10 protein-coding genes are annotated in these 18289 nt (G+C 43.2%); 2 read left to right on the top strand and 8 right to left on the bottom strand.

What is annotated here, in order from left to right:
* Positions 1-17: 17 nt before the first annotated feature.
* From AAEY75_RS11850 to AAEY75_RS11815, 8 genes are all read right to left on the bottom strand, one after another.
* Complete coding sequence (locus tag AAEY75_RS11850; protein ID WP_352259685.1) at positions 18-1202, bottom strand: YjgN family protein; 1185 nt, start codon at positions 1200-1202, stop codon at positions 18-20.
* Between the two features lie 355 nt (positions 1203-1557).
* A complete protein-coding gene (locus AAEY75_RS11845) occupies positions 1558-1710 on the bottom strand; it encodes a DUF2256 domain-containing protein (protein WP_010196549.1) in 153 nt (50 codons plus the stop codon).
* A gap of 51 nt (positions 1711-1761) precedes the next feature.
* Positions 1762-2013: a DUF2256 domain-containing protein gene (locus tag AAEY75_RS11840; protein WP_352259684.1), complete on the bottom strand. Its 252-nt coding sequence runs from the start codon at positions 2011-2013 to the stop codon at positions 1762-1764.
* A 185-nt stretch (positions 2014-2198) separates the two neighbouring features.
* A complete protein-coding gene (locus AAEY75_RS11835; protein ID WP_352259683.1) occupies positions 2199-8321 on the bottom strand; it encodes a DNA repair ATPase in 6123 nt (2040 codons plus the stop codon).
* A gap of 389 nt (positions 8322-8710) precedes the next feature.
* Positions 8711-10786, bottom strand: a complete 2076-nt coding sequence (locus AAEY75_RS11830) for a flotillin family protein (RefSeq protein ID WP_352259682.1) — start codon at positions 10784-10786, stop codon at positions 8711-8713.
* A 461-nt stretch (positions 10787-11247) separates the two neighbouring features.
* Positions 11248-11898 (bottom strand): DUF1449 domain-containing protein, encoded by a 651-nt coding sequence (locus AAEY75_RS11825; protein WP_194365112.1) that lies wholly within the window; start codon positions 11896-11898, stop codon positions 11248-11250.
* A gap of 197 nt (positions 11899-12095) precedes the next feature.
* Positions 12096-13097, bottom strand: coding sequence for a beta-propeller domain-containing protein (locus AAEY75_RS11820; RefSeq protein ID WP_352259681.1), 1002 nt, complete (start codon positions 13095-13097; stop codon positions 12096-12098).
* Positions 13098-13354: 257 nt separating this feature from the next.
* Positions 13355-13840: an META domain-containing protein gene (locus AAEY75_RS11815; protein WP_197217944.1), complete on the bottom strand. Its 486-nt coding sequence runs from the start codon at positions 13838-13840 to the stop codon at positions 13355-13357.
* Positions 13841-14354: 514 nt separating this feature from the next.
* On the opposite strand from AAEY75_RS11815, the gene map reads away from it, so the two are divergent.
* Together map and glnD are read left to right on the top strand one after the other, a co-directional pair.
* On the top strand, positions 14355-15146 hold the full coding sequence (gene map, locus AAEY75_RS11810; protein WP_406947678.1) for a type I methionyl aminopeptidase: 792 nt from the start codon (positions 14355-14357) through the stop codon (positions 15144-15146).
* Between the two features lie 313 nt (positions 15147-15459).
* On the top strand, positions 15460-18204 hold the full coding sequence (gene glnD / locus AAEY75_RS11805) for a [protein-PII] uridylyltransferase (RefSeq protein WP_197217945.1): 2745 nt from the start codon (positions 15460-15462) through the stop codon (positions 18202-18204).
* Positions 18205-18289 lie beyond the last annotated feature (85 nt).

Raw genomic sequence — 18289 nt, 5'->3', positions numbered from 1 at the left:
ATCCACTAGAGTCTGGCTTAGATTGCAATATCTATATCGATATCTAAAACATCGCCAATCTCTTCACCGATAGCAGACTGCTCTTTCTCTTTTTGGGTCAAATAACTATTGATATCTATATCTGAGGCTTCTATCCAAGAGTTATCAGCGATATAACGAGCCACACGGACTTTTGCCCAAGGTAATGCTAAGCCAGCAGTAAATAGAACCAAGAGCATATTTGTCACTAAGATATAAAAATAGCGTTTAGCACCAACGGTTGACCTAAAAGTAATGGCTTTATCTAACGTGGTATTTTCGAATATATACTGGCGTTGACGGCTAAATGAATAGGCGGTAGCAAATAAGAATGTAGCAATAAAACCAAAATATACAACCAAAAAACCGACAACAAATAACGGATTTGCCTCTGCGCTTTCAATGTCATTGGAAATACTGCCAAGATTAAATCCACCTGACATAGTAGCTGCGAATACTAAGCCTGAGAGTATTGAGAGGATAATCAAACAGCCAATAATGATAAGTATTTTCTTAAGTTGAATTTTTATAAATTTTGAAGTATTGATGTTGATGAAAAAATCACCTTGACCAAATTTTGTCTGACCAATCTGATATTCAGCTGCTTTTTTAGTAAAGAGTCCTATGACAAAAATACCTATCGCTATCGCTGCGATTATACCTACTAAAAATAGCATGAAGGCAAAGATTACGTTAAAACCTTCATCTAGTTTTGACATTGGAAATAGGCTAACAAAGACAGGCAATGCAATTGCTAAATAACCCAATATGGGTATAAGCATATAAATAATATAAGCGGGTTTTAGATTACCTTTGAAACTGAAACGCACGTTGCTAAAGCTGGTCATACGCATGTTAAACTTTAGGCTGCGCATGATAATCCAAGGGATAAAAGCAAATAAAACAACGGGTAAAATGAGGCCAATAGTAGGCAGAATAGAGCCTACAATCTGTAAAGCAAATAATATAAACACACCGATTAAATAGCCCAGAAATAATTGCTTTCCTGTGGCATGGTAATCGAAGTATCGATTTGCATATTCAGTGTTCGCATAAAAATATCGACGCGTACGTACTTTTGCCCATGGGTAATAAATCCCTATGGTGACAATGCACAATAAAACGTTAACAATCCATATTTTGAAATACTCTGTTCCGTCACCTTTAAATTGTATTTGTTTCATCCTATCCTTAGAGCCTTATAAAATTTCGGTTAATGTTTATTTTAAATGAGTTAAATTAAATGCATTTTTGCAATTTTAATAAAAAACGGAAAATTTAAAAAAATCATTATAGATTATAAGCTTGGTGACTTCGAGGATTTTATAAAACTTTGTTGATTAAAACATTCAATGCGAGGCTGCTTTTAAAGGAAGGATAATGAAATAAATTTAATTCACTATGTCAAATTTATAAAATAAGATTGATTATGCTAGGCTGTGTCTTCAACTCACTCGATAATCACCTGAATAGACTAAGACATTTTGATCAAAAACTGGCAGTTAGTTCTTGTCTTTTGTCTGGCTTTAGGATGTTGAATCAATTGACTTTGTCTTTATCTTTCCCCCGCCGACACCGCTCAGAACAATAAATCACCTGCTCCCAGTCTTTCTCCCACTTTTTACGCCACGTAAATGGGCGCTGGCAGACGGGGCAGATTTTTTGCGGTAGGTTTACCTTTTTATGTGCCATTATCTGCCCCCTTGTGCCGTGTATCTAATATCTATAGTTAATTGTTACTGCCTATTTATCTTCTTTTGGATGATCTAGCCCTTCATACTTTTTCACCCGTCGACATTGGTCTGAGCAATAGACCATGCTCTCCCAATTTTTATCCAACTTTTTAGTCCAGCTAAACTCACGCTCGCAGACAGGGCAGAGTTTTTTGCGGACGTTCTTTTTTTTGTGCGCCATAATTTTCTCATTGGTTTGATATAGTCGATTCACTACCATTGGATACGGTGTCAGTCTTGCTTCGCCTACTGTTTGTAGCACGCTTACTCGCCGTCATCGTATCCAAAGTAGCTGTTACCGACTATATTACCACTGTCTCTTAATCATAAGCCCTATTTATAGGTGCTATTCATAAGTGATGTTCATAAGTGCAAGTCATCAACATTGCTCATAAGCGTTAATAATCAATCATTAGTTGTTAATCGTCAGCTATTAATCAGTAGTGATTAATCATAATCGTCAAATATTTTATTTAGGCGATTGAGACTATTGACGATTAACTTACCAGATTGATCGGTGCTGGTATCAATCGCCAGCTTCTCATCCATCCGCATCGTTAGTGGCTCTAACGCTTGCTTGAGGGCAGTTGCCATCAGTGCCGTTTGCTGATGAATATTAGGGATATCGCTATCGGCTGTTTGATTATCATTATTGCTAACCAAGCTATCCGCCATTTTTTGCGCCAGTTGTTCCACGGCATTGACCAGCTGCACCATGAGCTGTTTTTGTGCATATTGGTTTTGCTTGAGATACTCGCCTTCTGACTTATGATCGTGCTTATATATTTGCAGCAATTGGCTCACGCTTTTTTCAAAGCCATTATCAATACTGTCGCTGACGACTTTGGCATTATTAACGACGCTATCGGCGAGGATTTTCTGTGCTTCTAATTGGGCGTTTAGCTGGGCATCGAGTTGCGCTTGTTGTCCTGCTTCTCGTAAGCGAGCGATTTGCTCTGGGTCATTTTTCGTTAAGTATGTCTCAAACTGGCTACTGATGGCATTGAAGCCACTGGCCAAATCGACCAACTGGGCAACGATACGTGCGCCAGTATCACCATCTTCACCGCCCATGGCTTTGTTACGTAAGAAGTCAGTTTTGATTTGCGCCCAACGCTCTGTTTCTGCTTCGGTCAAGACACCACGCATCTCGCCAAGCTTGAGCAAGTTGCTCTCTGCGCCTTGGGTCAATAGTTGCGACTCGCCCAGATAATGATCATCTATCAGCTGGTTCAATTCGCTTTCATTCATGACCGCCGACAGTTTTTCGGTCATCTTGTTCATATTACGATAACTGCCTTGCAGCTTGAATATCGGTTCAACGCGGTATTTATCATCTTGCGAAGCGGAGGCAATATAGGCTTGGTTGACGTCCAAAATGACTTCTTGCACCCTAAACATATGACGCAAAATAGCGATAATCTCGTTAACTTCTGAAGTGCTATACGGATAGGTCAGATCGCTGCTTTGTGCTTGAGCAAGATTCGCATTATCCGTTTTCGCCATTTTAATCAAACGATGGACATCGCTTAAGTCACGGTTGGCCATTGGTGCGAGGACGGTATTAGAGGTCAGCGAGTTTTCGATATAACTGAGTGCAAACACCTCTTCCATGCCGCTCATGATATCGCCTAAGTTGTAGATATCGGCACGGTTGGCAAGCATGTCAGGCACTTTGAATGCCTCGCCGCTCTCGGTATATGGGTTACCTGCCATGACCACGCAGAACTTTTTGCCACGCATGTCATAGGTCTTAGTCTTGCCTTGCCAGACACCATCGATACGGCGTGTACCATCACCCAATGAGATAAACTTCTGCAAAAACTCTGCATGGGTATGCTGAATATCATCAAGATACAGCATGACGTTATTGCCCATCTCAAAGGCCAAATTGATTTTATTCAACTCTTCTCGGGCGGTAGCATTGGGTGCTTTTTCGGGGTCTAATGAGGTGACGTCATGACCGAGTGACGGACAGTTAATCTTCATAAAGATAAGGCCGAGACGGTTTGCCACGTATTCCATCAAAGTGGTTTTACCATATCCTGGTGGCGATATCATCATGAGAATACCCATCAAATCGGTACGCTTATCCTCGCCAACCGTGCCCATCTGTTTGGCAAGATTGTCACCGATGAGCGGCAGGTAGCTCTCATTAATCAGACGGTTACGCACGAATGAGGACAGTGGACGCGGCATAAACTCGTCCAGTCGCAACGTCTCTTTTGAGTCATGCAATATCTCTGAGCGCATGGCCAAATAACGTCTGTAGGCAGGGATGACTTGCGTATCATGATGATGCAAACGATTTAAGAAATCATCAACGGCAAAGGTTAAGGTCTGCTGATAAATACGTATATGCTCACCCAGCAGGTTATTGACTTGTATCTCAAGCGATACCTTACCCGTGCTACGTTCAAAGCTTTGCACTTGATTGAGCGGATTATTAATACTGGTCAATGATGTAGTCGATGAAACTGGCGACGAGGTGATTGAGGAAAATGACAAGGCCGATGGTGTGCCACTTGCGCCTGTACTGTTTAAACCTTGATTGCCCAATCCTTTAGCACTTAGCCCTTTATTAAAAGCCCCTTTATTAAAAGTAGCACCTGAATCAATCAATCGTTGCACCAAAGCTTCACGCTGGGCATCATTCAATTGGGTAAGCAAGACGGCAATGGCTTCAGGCACATAATGACGGCCACTCTCTAATTGCTGCTTGCGTAGCGCGTTTTGTGTTTCAATCTCGGCAAGCTGCTCTTCACTGAGTGCTTCGCCTGCCTCATCCGTGCCATCAGCCGATTCAGTACCACCATAAGTCTTATCAAGTAGTGCATGAAACCATGTGGCTAATAGCTCATAGGCTGATTTGGGTTGGAAGCCAAGCTTACTGATAGAAGATTGTAGTTGGTCAAAACTGGCCGTATTTTGTGTGCTGCCTGAGGTACTATTTAGCGTTTGACTTAACTGCTCACACAACTGCTGTGCTTGTTGGCTGGTTTGCCAGTTTATTGTGTTATATGCACCTGCATTCGATTCAGCCGACTGCCCCATGACACTCACGAGATACTCACAGGCAAGCTGAACGTAGCTTGGTTTGAAGATGTTGGCGCCTTTATCAACGCTACCCTCTTTATCAACGCTAGCACTGTCATCATTATGAGCCATAACAAAATGACGCATCACTTGGCTCATGTCCTCGACCAATAGAGACTTCGCAGTATCGCTGCCCAAGGCACGGCGCAGTTGCTCGGCGGTGGCGGCTCTATCCGTCCAGTTATTTGCGCGTGTCAGCACTGATTCATTTAACCAAGCGTCATAACCAAATTGACGCAAGCTGTCTAGACCAAGTGCTTGTACAATGTTTAGTTGCCAATAGAATAATTGCGCCAACGCACGTACTTGCGGGGTATAAATCAGTAGCCCTGCTTCACGCAGTGTCGGCAATATTTGCATCAATAATAGCGTGGCATCATGGTCATGAATGCCTTTGTCATAACCAAGCTGATAGCGAGGGGTGGCATAAGCTTTGACCAGTTTAGACAATGAGCTGTCATTATCAATGTCGCCATTAACATCTAGGGTAATGATGGTCGCATCGTATGCTTGATATAGACGTTCTTCGGTTAGGCCATCTTGACTGCTCTTGGCACTTTCGATAATGCTATAGGCTAAGTACTCGGCGCGGTACACCTTGTCAGACTCGGAGGCGATATTCATGTCCCAATACGGGCGCAAGGCGTTTAGCTCAGCATTATTGAGCACTTCATAGTAATCTGTACCCGTTAGATGCAAGTTCAGCACGCGCTTGCCATCTGACTGTTGACGACTCAACAAGGTCAAATCCAATGGCTGAGTATTGACCGAAAAACGATGCTTACCCAGTTTGATGATTTGACCACCATCTTCAAACAAGTCCGACTTGTCTTTTAAGCTCTTATAGCTCTCGATTTGGATGGCTTTTAGACGGGCGTCTATGTCATCGGCTTTTACGCTAAAGCCCATCGCTTGTAGCTCTTTTGCGATGTTGCGGACTTTTTGCACCAGACCATCAGCCGCAAAATACGTATTTAACGCTTCCTCTTCTGTAAAGCCAGTGACGCCAGTGCTTTGCGTGCGTTTTTTAATACTCTCAAGCATCCGCAGCGCACCATCACCTAAGTTTTGCGCTTTACGGTTGCGAGCATCAAGCAATTGCTGCTTATGATTTTCAAAGGTTTCATAAATCTCTTCACGCTTGCTGATGATGTCTGCTAAAAACTGATCGCCACTGTTGGTTTCTGGATCAGCGAACTGACTCTCTAACTCTTCTAGCTGTACCAGCAATTTTGCCATTTGCTCGTCTGATTTCTCAGGCGTATTGGCAATGGATAAGGCATTGGCAATGGACTGACCGAACAGCTTAAACTGCGCACCAAATTGCGCCACAGCCTCCGCTGAGCCTAGATTTTTGCGTTTGTGGTTGAGCTTGGCTTTGCTCTGGTTCAGGCTGGCATAAATGGTCGATATGTCATCGATGATTTGCGTACGCACGGTGGCATCGGCCACATCTAATGTACCTAACAGCTCGGTTAATAAATCTAACCCTTGCGCGGTCTCATCAATTTTTTCCAGTACAGGTTTTAGCTCAGCATTGGTTTCTGCGGTGTTTAAGCGCTCACTGACATCGACCAATATGCCTTCGTAGCTTGATAGTGCCTCTTCACCACTTAAAAACAGCACCGTTTTTTCGGCAAGCTCGCTTTCGGCCTCTTCTAATTGCTTTTGCAATGCTTGTAACTTATCGGCATCTAGATAACGCAAATCCTCCAAGCTGACCAAACGGCCTTTTTGGCGTCTTAACGCTGACAACTGATCGACATAATCACTGGCCGACTCAAAGCTAGTGACCCGTATCTGCCGCAAAATCTCACTTTGCTGCGTATCAGCATCAGCTAGCGCAGTTTGGGTTTGCTTTTGGATACTTTGTACTTTGGCGAACTCATCAATCACCAGCTCAGCCGTTGCCGTCACTTCTTTAATGCTACTGGCGACTTCGCTCAGCTCAGGCTCAGACAACCAGTAATAGCTGTCAAAAAGTCGGCTGGTATTATTGGTAAGCTCTTCATAGAGCTTCTGTGACACGCTTTGATTATCAATCAGGCGGGTAATGCTATATAGGTCGGAGATACCGCGTACTAGCTCTTTATTGCCGATTTTTCCATAAAAACTCGTGCTCTCGGGCAACTCACTGACATACTCATGTGAGGCATAAGGCGTGTGCCATATTTGCATCGGGTGAATGCGCGACGGCTCACTTTGATCACTAAACAGCACCAAACGGCCATTCTCAGCCAAAGCCATGCCGTTGCAATAGATAGGATTTGCCAATTGCTTTTTAATCAAGTTGTAAGGGAACAGCCCCGTGACGCCCAAGTCTCGGTCATAAAATAAGAATAAAACATCTTCCCCATTCGGCGATACAATTTTACGCTTAAACCGTAAGTCAGTAGCACCAACATTATTGGCCTCAAACAGCTTATACTCACCCGTCTGTAAATAATAACCACCCGGAAACATGATGCCATGGTCTTCTGGTAGCTGGACACACGACTGTCCAATTGCATCCAATCGCAGCACTGCTTCGGTCAAGGTGTTATAAACAAAATAACGGTAGTCTTCTTCACGATAGGGCAATATTTTGAGCAGTATTAAACTGCCAACTTTGGCATACGCAATCTCAGCATCCGTCAGCGACTGGGTACGGTCATTGACTGGTTCGCTATAAATACCCTGACCGGATTGCGTATTGTCCTCAATCTTGATGGTCAAATCACCACCGACCGTTTCCACAAATATCGTGTCTAAGATATTCATATGGGGATACTTGCCATTCACCATTTGATCGCGTGTGGTCTCAATCCAGTCAAAATCATAAGCAGGCGGCAGTTCAATGTCACGCTCGCCTCGATTGTCCACATAAGCGACTTGCGCCGACTCTGGTGTACCTTGGCTAAAATCTAGCGCAAAACGAAACACTCGAATATCGGTGATGCGTTCGCCAATCTGAAACGCCAACAGCAACTTGCTGTCTTTCACCGTTATTTGAATCAGGCGTGTTTGCTTGTAATATCGATATAGCTCATTAAAGTCTTGGACAAAAGCGTCTTGAGCCAAAAACGTGCCTTTTAGGTCGACCTCTTCGAGCTGATACTCTTCTTCATTACCAGCTGGCTCGTTCAGACGATATAACGACAATACGTCTTTAATATTGCTCGCGCGTTTGAGCCCCATAAAGACGTTGTAGCCAAACAGCAAATAATCGCCGACCTGCACCATGTCTTGTGCCACACAGTTGTACTCGGTACGAATACGAGTACGAGCGATGACTTGCATTTGAGTGCTGCCGAACTCTTCGAGACGCGCATTATTGAGCGTCTGCGTCTGCTGCTCTAAACGGCCGCCTTGTTCCGTCAGACGTTTTTTGATGAGCTCATAAGCATTGCCTGAAGCAACTGCCTGATCGGTTTGGTTGGCTTGATTAGCGTTATCGTTGCTGTCTGAATTTGTTGAGTTTTGCGTGTCCGCCATCGTTGCTCGTCCGTTTCTGTTTTTACGTATATAGTCAATCCTTTATAAAAGAGCTACAGCGTTAACCTCGCTTGAAGTATCACATATACATCTGCACTCGGTTGCCTTGTATCTCTTTTAAACTGAATCCACTATAAGAGAATTTTGGGCAATAAAGAATCATTGAAAGTAAAGAAGCACTTGGCTAATCTAAAAAAACGAGTGGTCACTGCTATTTTTTTAGATTAGCCAACTCATTATTAATATTAAGTTGGCTATCGCTCTATTAAGATATGTAGAGCAAATTGACTAAAACTATCTGCCGCCTAAGCGACAGATAATTCATTGATATTAATGTTGCTTACTAATGCTGGATATATAAATATCAGTCAATTCGACCTGATATAGCATTAAACCGCTTTATCATCATTTTGCTGGTTTGATTTCATGGCTTGACTGGCCATCACACCGTTGATAATACCGCTCAATGTATCTGACTTACCCGCTAGGCCATCGATGGCTTTACCGATAGACAGTGACTTCGCAAAGTTATCAAAGAAATGCGCTTCGCCGCCAACAATATCGATTTTGGCTTTCTGTAACGCAACTGCCAATACTTCAGCATTTTCTTTCGCAATCTCTTTACCAGCGTCAATAGAAGCAAGTGCTTCTTGCAAGGCTGTCTCAAGGCTCATGCGGAACTCTTCGTGCTCTCGTGCCTCTTTGCTCATGCTACCCATGGCATTGAATTTCTCGACCAGACCATCTGCTTCGGCTTGGAAATGTGCTCGAGTAACTTCGGCTTTTGCCAATCCAACTTCGCGTTCTGCTTTGGCATTTGACTCACCACGAGCCGCGATGACTTGAGCATCTGCCATACCTTTTTCACGCTCAGCTCTGGCGGTAGATTCACCGCGAGCGGCGATGATTTCTGCATCGACCATACCAATATCACGCTCAGCTTTTGCCTTAGATTCGCCACGAGCTGCGATAACCTCAGCATCTGCCATACCTTTTTCACGATCTGATTGCGCTTCAGCTTGTCCAGTTGCTTTGATAACATTGGCTTTCGCAATGCCTTCTTTTTCCAAAGAAGCCGCTTTGACTTCTTGGATAGCCGCTTCAGCGAAGCCATGTGCTGACTCTTCTGCTTTGGTACCTTCGGCCATTTTAATTTTGGCTTCTGAATCTTTGGCGGATGCTTCAAGATTGGCAGCAGCAAGCGTGGTAATTTCGACGGCTTTATGCTTGGCAGACAGCTCCTCGGCTTCGGCTTTTTTCACCTGACGTACTTTGATTTCTTCTGCATCGGCTTCCGCTGCTAGTACGCGTGTTTGCTTAGAACGCTCAGCTTCGCTAACTTCGCGGACTTCTTTGATACGCTCTTCTTCTTGCGCAACGGTTTTGTCCACTGCGATACGTTCACGAATGACGTTGGCTATTTCTTTTTTCTCAAGCTCAATCGCACGTTCAGCTTCGATACGTTGCAGATCAACTTCACGCTCACGAGAGACAATTTCTAAATCACGAGCACGCGTCACTTTTTCTTCTTCGATGACGACCGCACGCAGACGATTTTGACCTGCCACTTCGATTTCACGCTGCTGATTCTCACGCTGAATGGCCAAATCCTGCTCAACCGAGATAACGGCAGTTTCTGACTTTTTACGCTCTTCTTCTTCAATCTTGCGAGTTTCAGCAGTTTCGCGTGCAATCACTGACGAGATTTCACGTTGTTGTTTGGCTTCGGCATCGGCTTGCTGACGCTCTAGCTCTAGCATCGCCTCTCTGGTTTCGACATTCTTTTTCTTAACGGCCAGCTCTTCATCACGCTCAAGCTCGTTGGTGATGACGTTCTGAAAGGCCGTTAATTGAGTAATCTTTTTGATACCTTCAGCATCTAAGATATTACTTGAATCTAATGACGCTTTTGGCGTTTGCTCTAAATAATCAATCGCCACATCTTCTAAGACATAGCCATTCAGATCGTTACCAATTTCTTGGACGATACTGTCACGAAACTCACTGCGGTTTTCAAACAGTTTGACGAAATCAATCTGCTTACCAACTGTTTTTAAGGCTTCTGAGAACTTAGCATTAAACAGCTCGTTGACAGCGACTTTATCTGACGCGCGCTCTACCCCAACCGATTTGGCGACTTTTAGCACATCCTCTTCGGTTTCATTAACGCGTAAATAAAATGCCACGGTGATATCAGCACGCATGTTGTCTGCGCAAATCAAACCTTCTTTACCGCGTCTGTCTACTTCTAAGGTGATGAGCGAGATTCTCATCAACTCTTTTTTGTTGATAACCGGCCAAACAAAACCACCATCAAAACGTACGGCAATTTTACTCACACCGTTGATAATGAGTGCTTTGCCCTGCTCGACCTTAAAATAAAAGGCCTTGAGCATCAGTAGTGCGACCATCATAAAAACAAACGCCAGCACTACAACCACGCCGACGATAATGAGTGTGTCCATATCCATTCCTTTAATTAAAACATTCCATAATCAATTCTATATAAATCAGATACGCTATCAGGCCTGCTAACTCTACAATTTATAGCACTGTTTATAGCACGTGTGCCTTAATAGCCCTATCACGCACCATTCTTATATCTGCATTATTCTGAACCGACTATAACCAAATTTAAAACCGTTTAAATCATTGCTAAAAATATTATTCATAAACCAGAGATTCTTCTAAAACCTCTGGCTAAATCCCTGTTCATTCTATGAGTTTTTTCTGTGCTAAAAGCGATAATGATGTGCTGAAAATAATGATGGCGAATCATCGTGACTAAATTACTTACTAGTGGCTAAATTATTTATATAGTCGATTCAATTTAAAAGTAGTACAAGGCAACCGAGTGTAGATGTATATCAAATACTTCAAGCGAGGTTAACGCAGTAACACTTTTATAGTGGAGTGACTATAGTGGTTATTTATCTTTTACAGGGGCGACGCGATAAGTATTGGCAGCCTCTAAATACTCCACCAACATCACTCGATCGCCTTGTTTCAGCGAGCCATCATTGATGTCTGAGCGAATTTTGAGTATCAATCCTGCACCGCCATCATTCAATTCCACTTCGCCGTGTTTGTCCGTGACACTAAGGGTACGCACAACCGCGATTTTGCCGATATTGCTAGCGGCATTGCGTCTAGGTATTTTGGCTATTTTGTTGCGGATGGGAGAAATGATGATGCCTGTCAGCCACATGGAGATGACCAATACAAAGATTAGCGCTCCGGTGCCGAATAGATAATATAAAATACCTGAGTCAAAATTTTGATGTAAAAAACTGGTATAGAAGTAACTTAATAACCAACCAATTAAGCTGATTAGGCTAAGGATAACGATAAGTGGCACGCCATACAGACCGAATTTGAGCAGCAGACCCGACACAAATCCTGATGAGGTCAAATTGCTACCTTCGCCACTTGCATCACCAATATCTACCGTATCCATATCTGCCATACCAAGTAGAGACACCATCCAATACAAGGTCACAAACATCACCAATCCTGTAAAGACTATCGTCGGGTACAAGCTGATTTTGGTAATGAATATCAAAAACGACTCTTGCATTACGTACTTTCTCCTTTTGCTCACCCAATCCAGTATCTCTATATAAAGCATGTTTATATAGTATTTTGATACGCAGAATCTTGATGAGCCGTTTATAAAATTTATGTGATGTTCATGAAAACTTAAGTCATAGAATCAACTTATGTTTCTTTATTAATTATATAGACATCTCACCCTATAATACATAGATTTCGCCATTAGCGTCCCCAAATCGGTGAACGCACCATCCCGCCAGCGTCACTATTAATACTGTAGCTTGTGTTGCCAGATAACGAGCGGATAACGAGGCTGCCTATATTTCTAGTGCCTTGGCTGCTCACTTGCGAGCTGCGCATTGGATAAACTGCATACTGTCCAGACGGTGATAACCGTGCAGGCTCATCAAGTCCTGTTTCTGCAAGATCGATGGTTTGACGGGTAGCCAATGTCATAACCGCAGCCTTGCGACCGTTGAGATACGCTAACTGCTGACCATCTGCACTGAGTTGAGGACTCGCGACATAGCCACTAGTCGGCATAGACGTCGCATTGCCAGTGGCAAAGTCATAGCGATAGATGCTTGGGCGTCCAGCACGGACTTTATCACTGGTATAGACAAAGCTTTTGCCATCAGACGCATAGCTTGGCTGTACCTCAGTGCTTGATAGTGTAGTCAACTGTTTGGTATTACCATCGTTCAGACGCATCTCATAAATATCTGCGTTGCCGCCGACGGTTGAGCTATAGAGGAGTTTTTGACCATCAGGTGAGAATGACGCTGACATGTTACTGCCTTCAGCATTAACGATCAGACTTTGGGTTTTACTTTTTCGGTCATAGATATAAATTTTGGGGTTTTGACGTGGTGCTTGTTTACTATAAGCAAGCCGTTGACCATCCGCAGACCATGCAGGCGAATAGATATAACCATTTATCTGATCAATCAACTGACGGTCGCTACCATCAGGACGTATGCTATACAATGTCGATATTTTTGCGGCACCTGTACCCTGCTCATCCACATAGGCTATGCGCCCTTGACGGTCCATCACAGGCATACGCGCAGTTAGTGGATTACTATCGACGGTACTGGTAGCCGTATTGGCTGGTTTGCTAGGCAGCGTCTGACAGCCAGCTAAAGCGCTGAGAGCTGCTATAGCGACCGTGCTGCTTATTATATGCATGCTGATCGTTGGTTTTAACACGGAGGTTTTTAGCATAAGGTAAAGTCCAATAGGTACGCTATGAAAGGTACGTCGCAAAGTGTTGGTTAAACGCAGTGTGGGCTAGATGCAATGTTTATAAAATACAACTTGTTACACTATTGTAACGTAAATTGGACTTTAGTTTTGAACAAAAAAAGCCCCACTATAAAGTGAGGCTTGATCAAAATACTACTTTGCTTTGAAAGCTTATACTGCAACACAGCTTGCATAGAGACTCAATTGCTTAAACATTGGATTAAGTAGAATAAGCTTTATTTAGCAATGGCTTTGAAATGTGCGATTTGACTATCATTCTTGATGGTCAAAATAGGAACATTATTGGCATTTTTATTGAGGTTATACTTACCTTCTACCGTTACCAAAGCCGCTGTATCGAAGCTTGCTTGCGGTTCTGGACAGGCCATCATGGTACTAATGCCATTTTTGATTTGTACATCGCCATTAACAACGCTATAGCCCGCACTCATACTGTTGCAGGTGTTCATAAATGCTACGTAATCGCCGCCGTTATTATTCATAAAATTTAGCGTTAACGGTTTGGTAGGATCAAAGAACAGTTGGCTAATTTTATCACCGCTAGTGAGCTTAGCATCGACCAACTGCCAGTTATAGGCTTGTAAAGCAGCAGAAGTTACTGGTTGAGTGACAGGTGCCGTAATATTTGTGGTTTGGCAACCAGCAGCAAGCGTAGCTATAGCCAGCGTTGCGGCCATCATCATTTTAGTTGTGTTCTTCATATAAGCTCCTATATCGATTAAATTCAAAATTTTAATTACGAGTAAACGTGATGTCTCGCATTTTCCATCAATGCTTTTTATTATTAATAATTATCAAACTTATCAATCTGCATAGCGCATTCTATTGTGCATAGTTAATGCCTGATTGTCATCATAGCTTCAGTATTTGATTGCAACAATACTTGTGAGGGTTAATAGTTTTTCTACTTTAGCTTGCTGTGCTTAGCATTGGTTGCTAATGCTTTCTAGATACCTACTACGAGCTATTGCTTCCTTATCAAAACCATTATTCTACTGACCTATGCTGATAGCACCTGATATGTATGTAACTGTTAGCTAATCCGAACACGATACTCATCAGTATAGAAATCTTGAAATTTCTAAGAACAGGACTATTAATAGCAGTGTACGGATAATATAGCGCCAGACTTGCTCGCCACTCTCTCAAAACAGTCGTGCCTGCATTTATGCTATAATCCCCCCTATTAATTCCATAACTATAAGTACGATTATGATGACTAAAAAATCCTTGATCCAATCTCCAGAAGCCATAGAAAAAATGCGTGTCGCCGGTAAACTGGCCAGCGATTTGTTGGTTATGTTAGACGAACACGTTAAAGTGGGTGTCAGCACCGAAGCATTGAACCGTCTTGCTCATGACTATATCGTTAATGTACAAGACGCTATCCCTGCGCCACTCAACTATAATGGCTTTCCAAAATCAATCTGCACCTCGGTCAACCATGTGGTTTGTCACGGTATTCCGAGTGAAAACAAACTACTAAAAGATGGCGATATTATTAATATTGATGTGACCGTCATTAAAGATGGCTATTACGGCGATACGTCAAAAATGTGGATTGTCGGCAACGGCTCTATTATGGCCAAGCGCATCTGTAAAGTGGCACAGGATGCACTCTATGCAGGTATGAGTGTTGTCAAAAATGGCGCACGTCTAGGCGATGTGGGTGCCGCAATTCAAGAAGTGGTCGAGCCTGAGCGTTTCAGTATCGTACGTGAGTTCTGTGGACATGGCATCAGTAACGAATTCCATCACGAGCCACAAGTCATGCATTATGGCAAAAAAGGCACAGGCTTTGAGCTAAAAACTGGCATGACGTTCACCATTGAGCCAATGATTAATGAAGGCAAATGGCAGACCAAAATCTTGCCGGATGAATGGACGGCGATTACCAAAGACCGTAAGCTGTCTGCCCAATGGGAGCATACGATGGTCGTGACAGACAATGGTTGTGAGGTGTTTACCACCCGCCCTGAAGAAGATTTAAGCTTTTTGACTCAGTAATACAATAAAAGATCGCCTAGGCGGTCTTTTTTTTGGACTATAATCAGGGTGAATTGAGTATTATGCTTATTGATCTTTTATCTTTATACTTTTCATACCCATACAGTTTTAGCACATCCTGATTTTTATAGTACGCTACATATAGTCGGTTCAATATATTTTGATACAAGGAAGCCGAGTGAAAGTACTACAGTTAGTAGACTAAGCGAGACTGACACCGTATCGAATTTATAGTGGATTGACTATAGCACCATAGTTGTCATAGGCTTTCATCTTAACGAGCTATCTCTAAACTCTTAATTGGATAACACTCATGTTTAATTGTGATATCACCTCTATTGACCTAACGCCATTACCGTTGCTGTCAGCTGACATAGCGACGAATGCACCACTATCAGATAGCGATAACGCCGAAAAACCACTACTGGGTATTCCTAAGTGGTTGACTCAAATCAATGAAGACATCAGTCGCGCACTCGAGCGTGGTGTTAATATTCGTCAGTTGGTGACCGTTCGTGCCTGTGCGATAGATGAGTTACTGATTGCTTTGTTTAAGTGGTTTGAGCTGGATAAGACCGACTTGGCATTCTTCGCCACGGGTGGTTATGGTCGCGGCGAGCTGTCGCTTTATTCAGATATCGATATTTTATTATTATCTCCTGATGAGATTGACGCTGAGACCAGTGGAAAAATTGATCGCTTGGTTGCATTGTTATGGGATATCGGACTGGAGCCTGCGCTTTCGGTACGTACCGTCAATGATGCGCTCGAAGCTGCGCTTGATCATACTATTGCTAGCGCACAGCTAGAAGCTCGGCTACTGATTGGCAATGAAGCACTGCAAGAGATGCCTGTCAAAATTGTCAACGAACAATGGTCACCGCGTAGCTTCTTTGAGGTAAAAATCGAAGAAGCAAAAGCGCGCCATCTACAGCACAATGCTACCGAATACAATCTTGAGCCAAATATCAAGACCGCTCCTGGCGGCTTGCGCGATATTCATATTATCGGCTGGGTGACTAAGCGTTACTTCCGAGTGGGCAAGCTATATGACTTGGTACAACAGAATTTTTTGACTGAAAAAGAATTTGATGAGCTGAGTTTTGCAGAAGGTTATTTATGGCAAATACGTCATTACCTACATGTATTGACAGGTCGGAACGAAAACAAGCTACTGTTTGATTATCAGCGTGAGATTGCCCAGTTAATGGGCTATGAGACTCAGCCAGACGATGAGCCTAATGCCGCTGTTGAACGATTTATGCGGGATTATTATCGCTGTGCCATGCAGATATCGACTCTGTCTGAAATGCTCACCAATCATTATTACGAAACGATTATAGAGCCAAAACTATCAGATGACGAGCGCCCTAAAAAGCATCCGATCAATGCGCGCTTTAATCAAGTTGGCGATCAAATCTCTATGGCGCATCATCGGGTATTTGCCCAGCATCCAGAAGCCATTCTGGAGATGTTTTTATTGATGGGTCAACACAATATTAAAAACGTTCGTACGCATACCCTGCGCGCATTAAAAATCGCCGCACGTGGTATCGATCAGGTCTATCGTGATAATCCTGTTCACCAAGCCCTATTCTTAGCCAATTTAAAAGAACAGAACTATCTGTTTCACCGTCTACGTACCATGAACCGCTATGGCGTATTAGGGAATTATATCCCTGCTTTTGCCCAAGTGACTGGGCTCATGCAATACGATTTATTCCATCGTTATACGGTTGATGCGCATACGTTGTTTTTGATTCGGATTTTGCACCGCTTTACTGATTCGCGTTTTTATGAAGACTTTCCACTGGTTAGCTCTATCTTTCAGCGTATCGAACGCAAAGAGATATTAGTACTGGCAGCGATGTTCCATGATATTGCTAAAGGTCGCGGTGGCAATCATAGTGAACTTGGTCAGACCGAATCTATTGAGTTTTGCTTAGCGCATGGCATGAGTTTGGCGGATGCCAACTTGGTCGGCTGGCTGACCCGTTATCATCTATTAATGTCGATGACCGCTCAGAAAAAAGATATTTCAGACCCTGAGGTTGTCACGTTATTCTCAGATCTCGTTGGTAATGTCACCCATCTCAACCATCTATATGTGCTCACCGTGGCAGATATGAACGCCACCAATCCACAGTTATGGAATAGCTGGCGCGCCACGCTCATGAAACAGCTGTACTCACAAACTCGTCGTATTTTGCGCGCTGATATTGATGCTCCAACCAATCGCCAAGATATGATTAGTGCGACACGCACGCAGGCCTTAAATATGCTGGCCAATGTGAATAATCAGCACATGAATCGCGAAGAAGTACTGAGACTATGGGATGACTTGGGCGACGAGTACTTCTTACGAGAAATCGCTGAGGATATTTTGTGGCATACCGAAGCTATCTTGAATCATCCACCGATTGGTCTTGCGTCTAACGCTGATAGCCCGCCATTGGTCGTACTGCGTGAGCATAGAGAGCTGGCTCTAGATGCCGTGCAAGTCTTTGTTTATACCCAAGATCAGATGAACCTATTTGCCGTCACTATGGCAGTATTCGATCAAATGAATCTAGATGTTTTAGATGCACGCATTATTACTGCCACGCGTGACTTTGCTTTGGATTCTTATGTGCTGCTTGACCCTACTGGTACGTTATTAATCGATGAAGAGAGTCAGCAAGAGCTCAAGCAGCGGTTGATCAGTGCCTTTAAAGATCCAACAGTGCTAAAGATTACGAACAAGCGTATTCCGCGTCAGCTCAGAAACTTTGAAGTGACCACGGTCATCAAATTTGAGTTTAATGAGGCCTCAGATCAGCACATAATGAGCTTAGAAACGCTCGATCAACCAGGGTTACTCGCACGAGTTGGACAAGTATTCTTGCAAGAGAAGATTGAGGTTCATGCGGCTCGTATTACCACTTTGGGTGAGCGTGCAGAAGATATGTTTTATATCAGCGATCAGAACGATGAGCCACTCTCTGCTGACAGACTTGAAACTTTGAAGTCAGCGTTGATTGCGAGCCTCAGTGTACAGAAAGACTGCCCTCTTTATTAAATCAAATGCAATGAAGTAAGCACGTCAAAAAAGCCCTGTTTAAAAAGTACAAAGCATGCCATTGATAACGCTATCGATGGCATGC

The organism is Psychrobacter sp. TB55-MNA-CIBAN-0194, from assembly GCF_040309505.1.
GTDB lineage: Bacteria > Pseudomonadota > Gammaproteobacteria > Pseudomonadales > Moraxellaceae > Psychrobacter > Psychrobacter fozii.
This window is presented reverse-complemented; position numbering and strand designations above follow the sequence as displayed.

Excerpts from the sequence above, each read along its gene's own strand:
- AAEY75_RS11850 (WP_352259685.1), bottom strand. The coding sequence starts at position 1,202 with ATGAAACAAATACAATTTAAAGGTGACGGAACAGAGTATTTCAAAATA.
- AAEY75_RS11845 (WP_010196549.1), bottom strand. The coding sequence starts at position 1,710 with ATGGCACATAAAAAGGTAAACCTACCGCAAAAAATCTGCCCCGTCTGC.
- AAEY75_RS11835 (WP_352259683.1), bottom strand. The coding sequence starts at position 8,321 with ATGGCGGACACGCAAAACTCAACAAATTCAGACAGCAACGATAACGCT.
- AAEY75_RS11830 (WP_352259682.1), bottom strand. The coding sequence starts at position 10,786 with ATGGACACACTCATTATCGTCGGCGTGGTTGTAGTGCTGGCGTTTGTT.
- AAEY75_RS11825 (WP_194365112.1), bottom strand. The coding sequence starts at position 11,898 with ATGCAAGAGTCGTTTTTGATATTCATTACCAAAATCAGCTTGTACCCG.
- AAEY75_RS11820 (WP_352259681.1), bottom strand. The coding sequence starts at position 13,097 with ATGCTAAAAACCTCCGTGTTAAAACCAACGATCAGCATGCATATAATA.
- AAEY75_RS11815 (WP_197217944.1), bottom strand. The coding sequence starts at position 13,840 with ATGAAGAACACAACTAAAATGATGATGGCCGCAACGCTGGCTATAGCT.
- map (WP_406947678.1), top strand. The coding sequence starts at position 14,355 with ATGACTAAAAAATCCTTGATCCAATCTCCAGAAGCCATAGAAAAAATG.
- glnD (WP_197217945.1), top strand. The coding sequence starts at position 15,460 with ATGTTTAATTGTGATATCACCTCTATTGACCTAACGCCATTACCGTTG.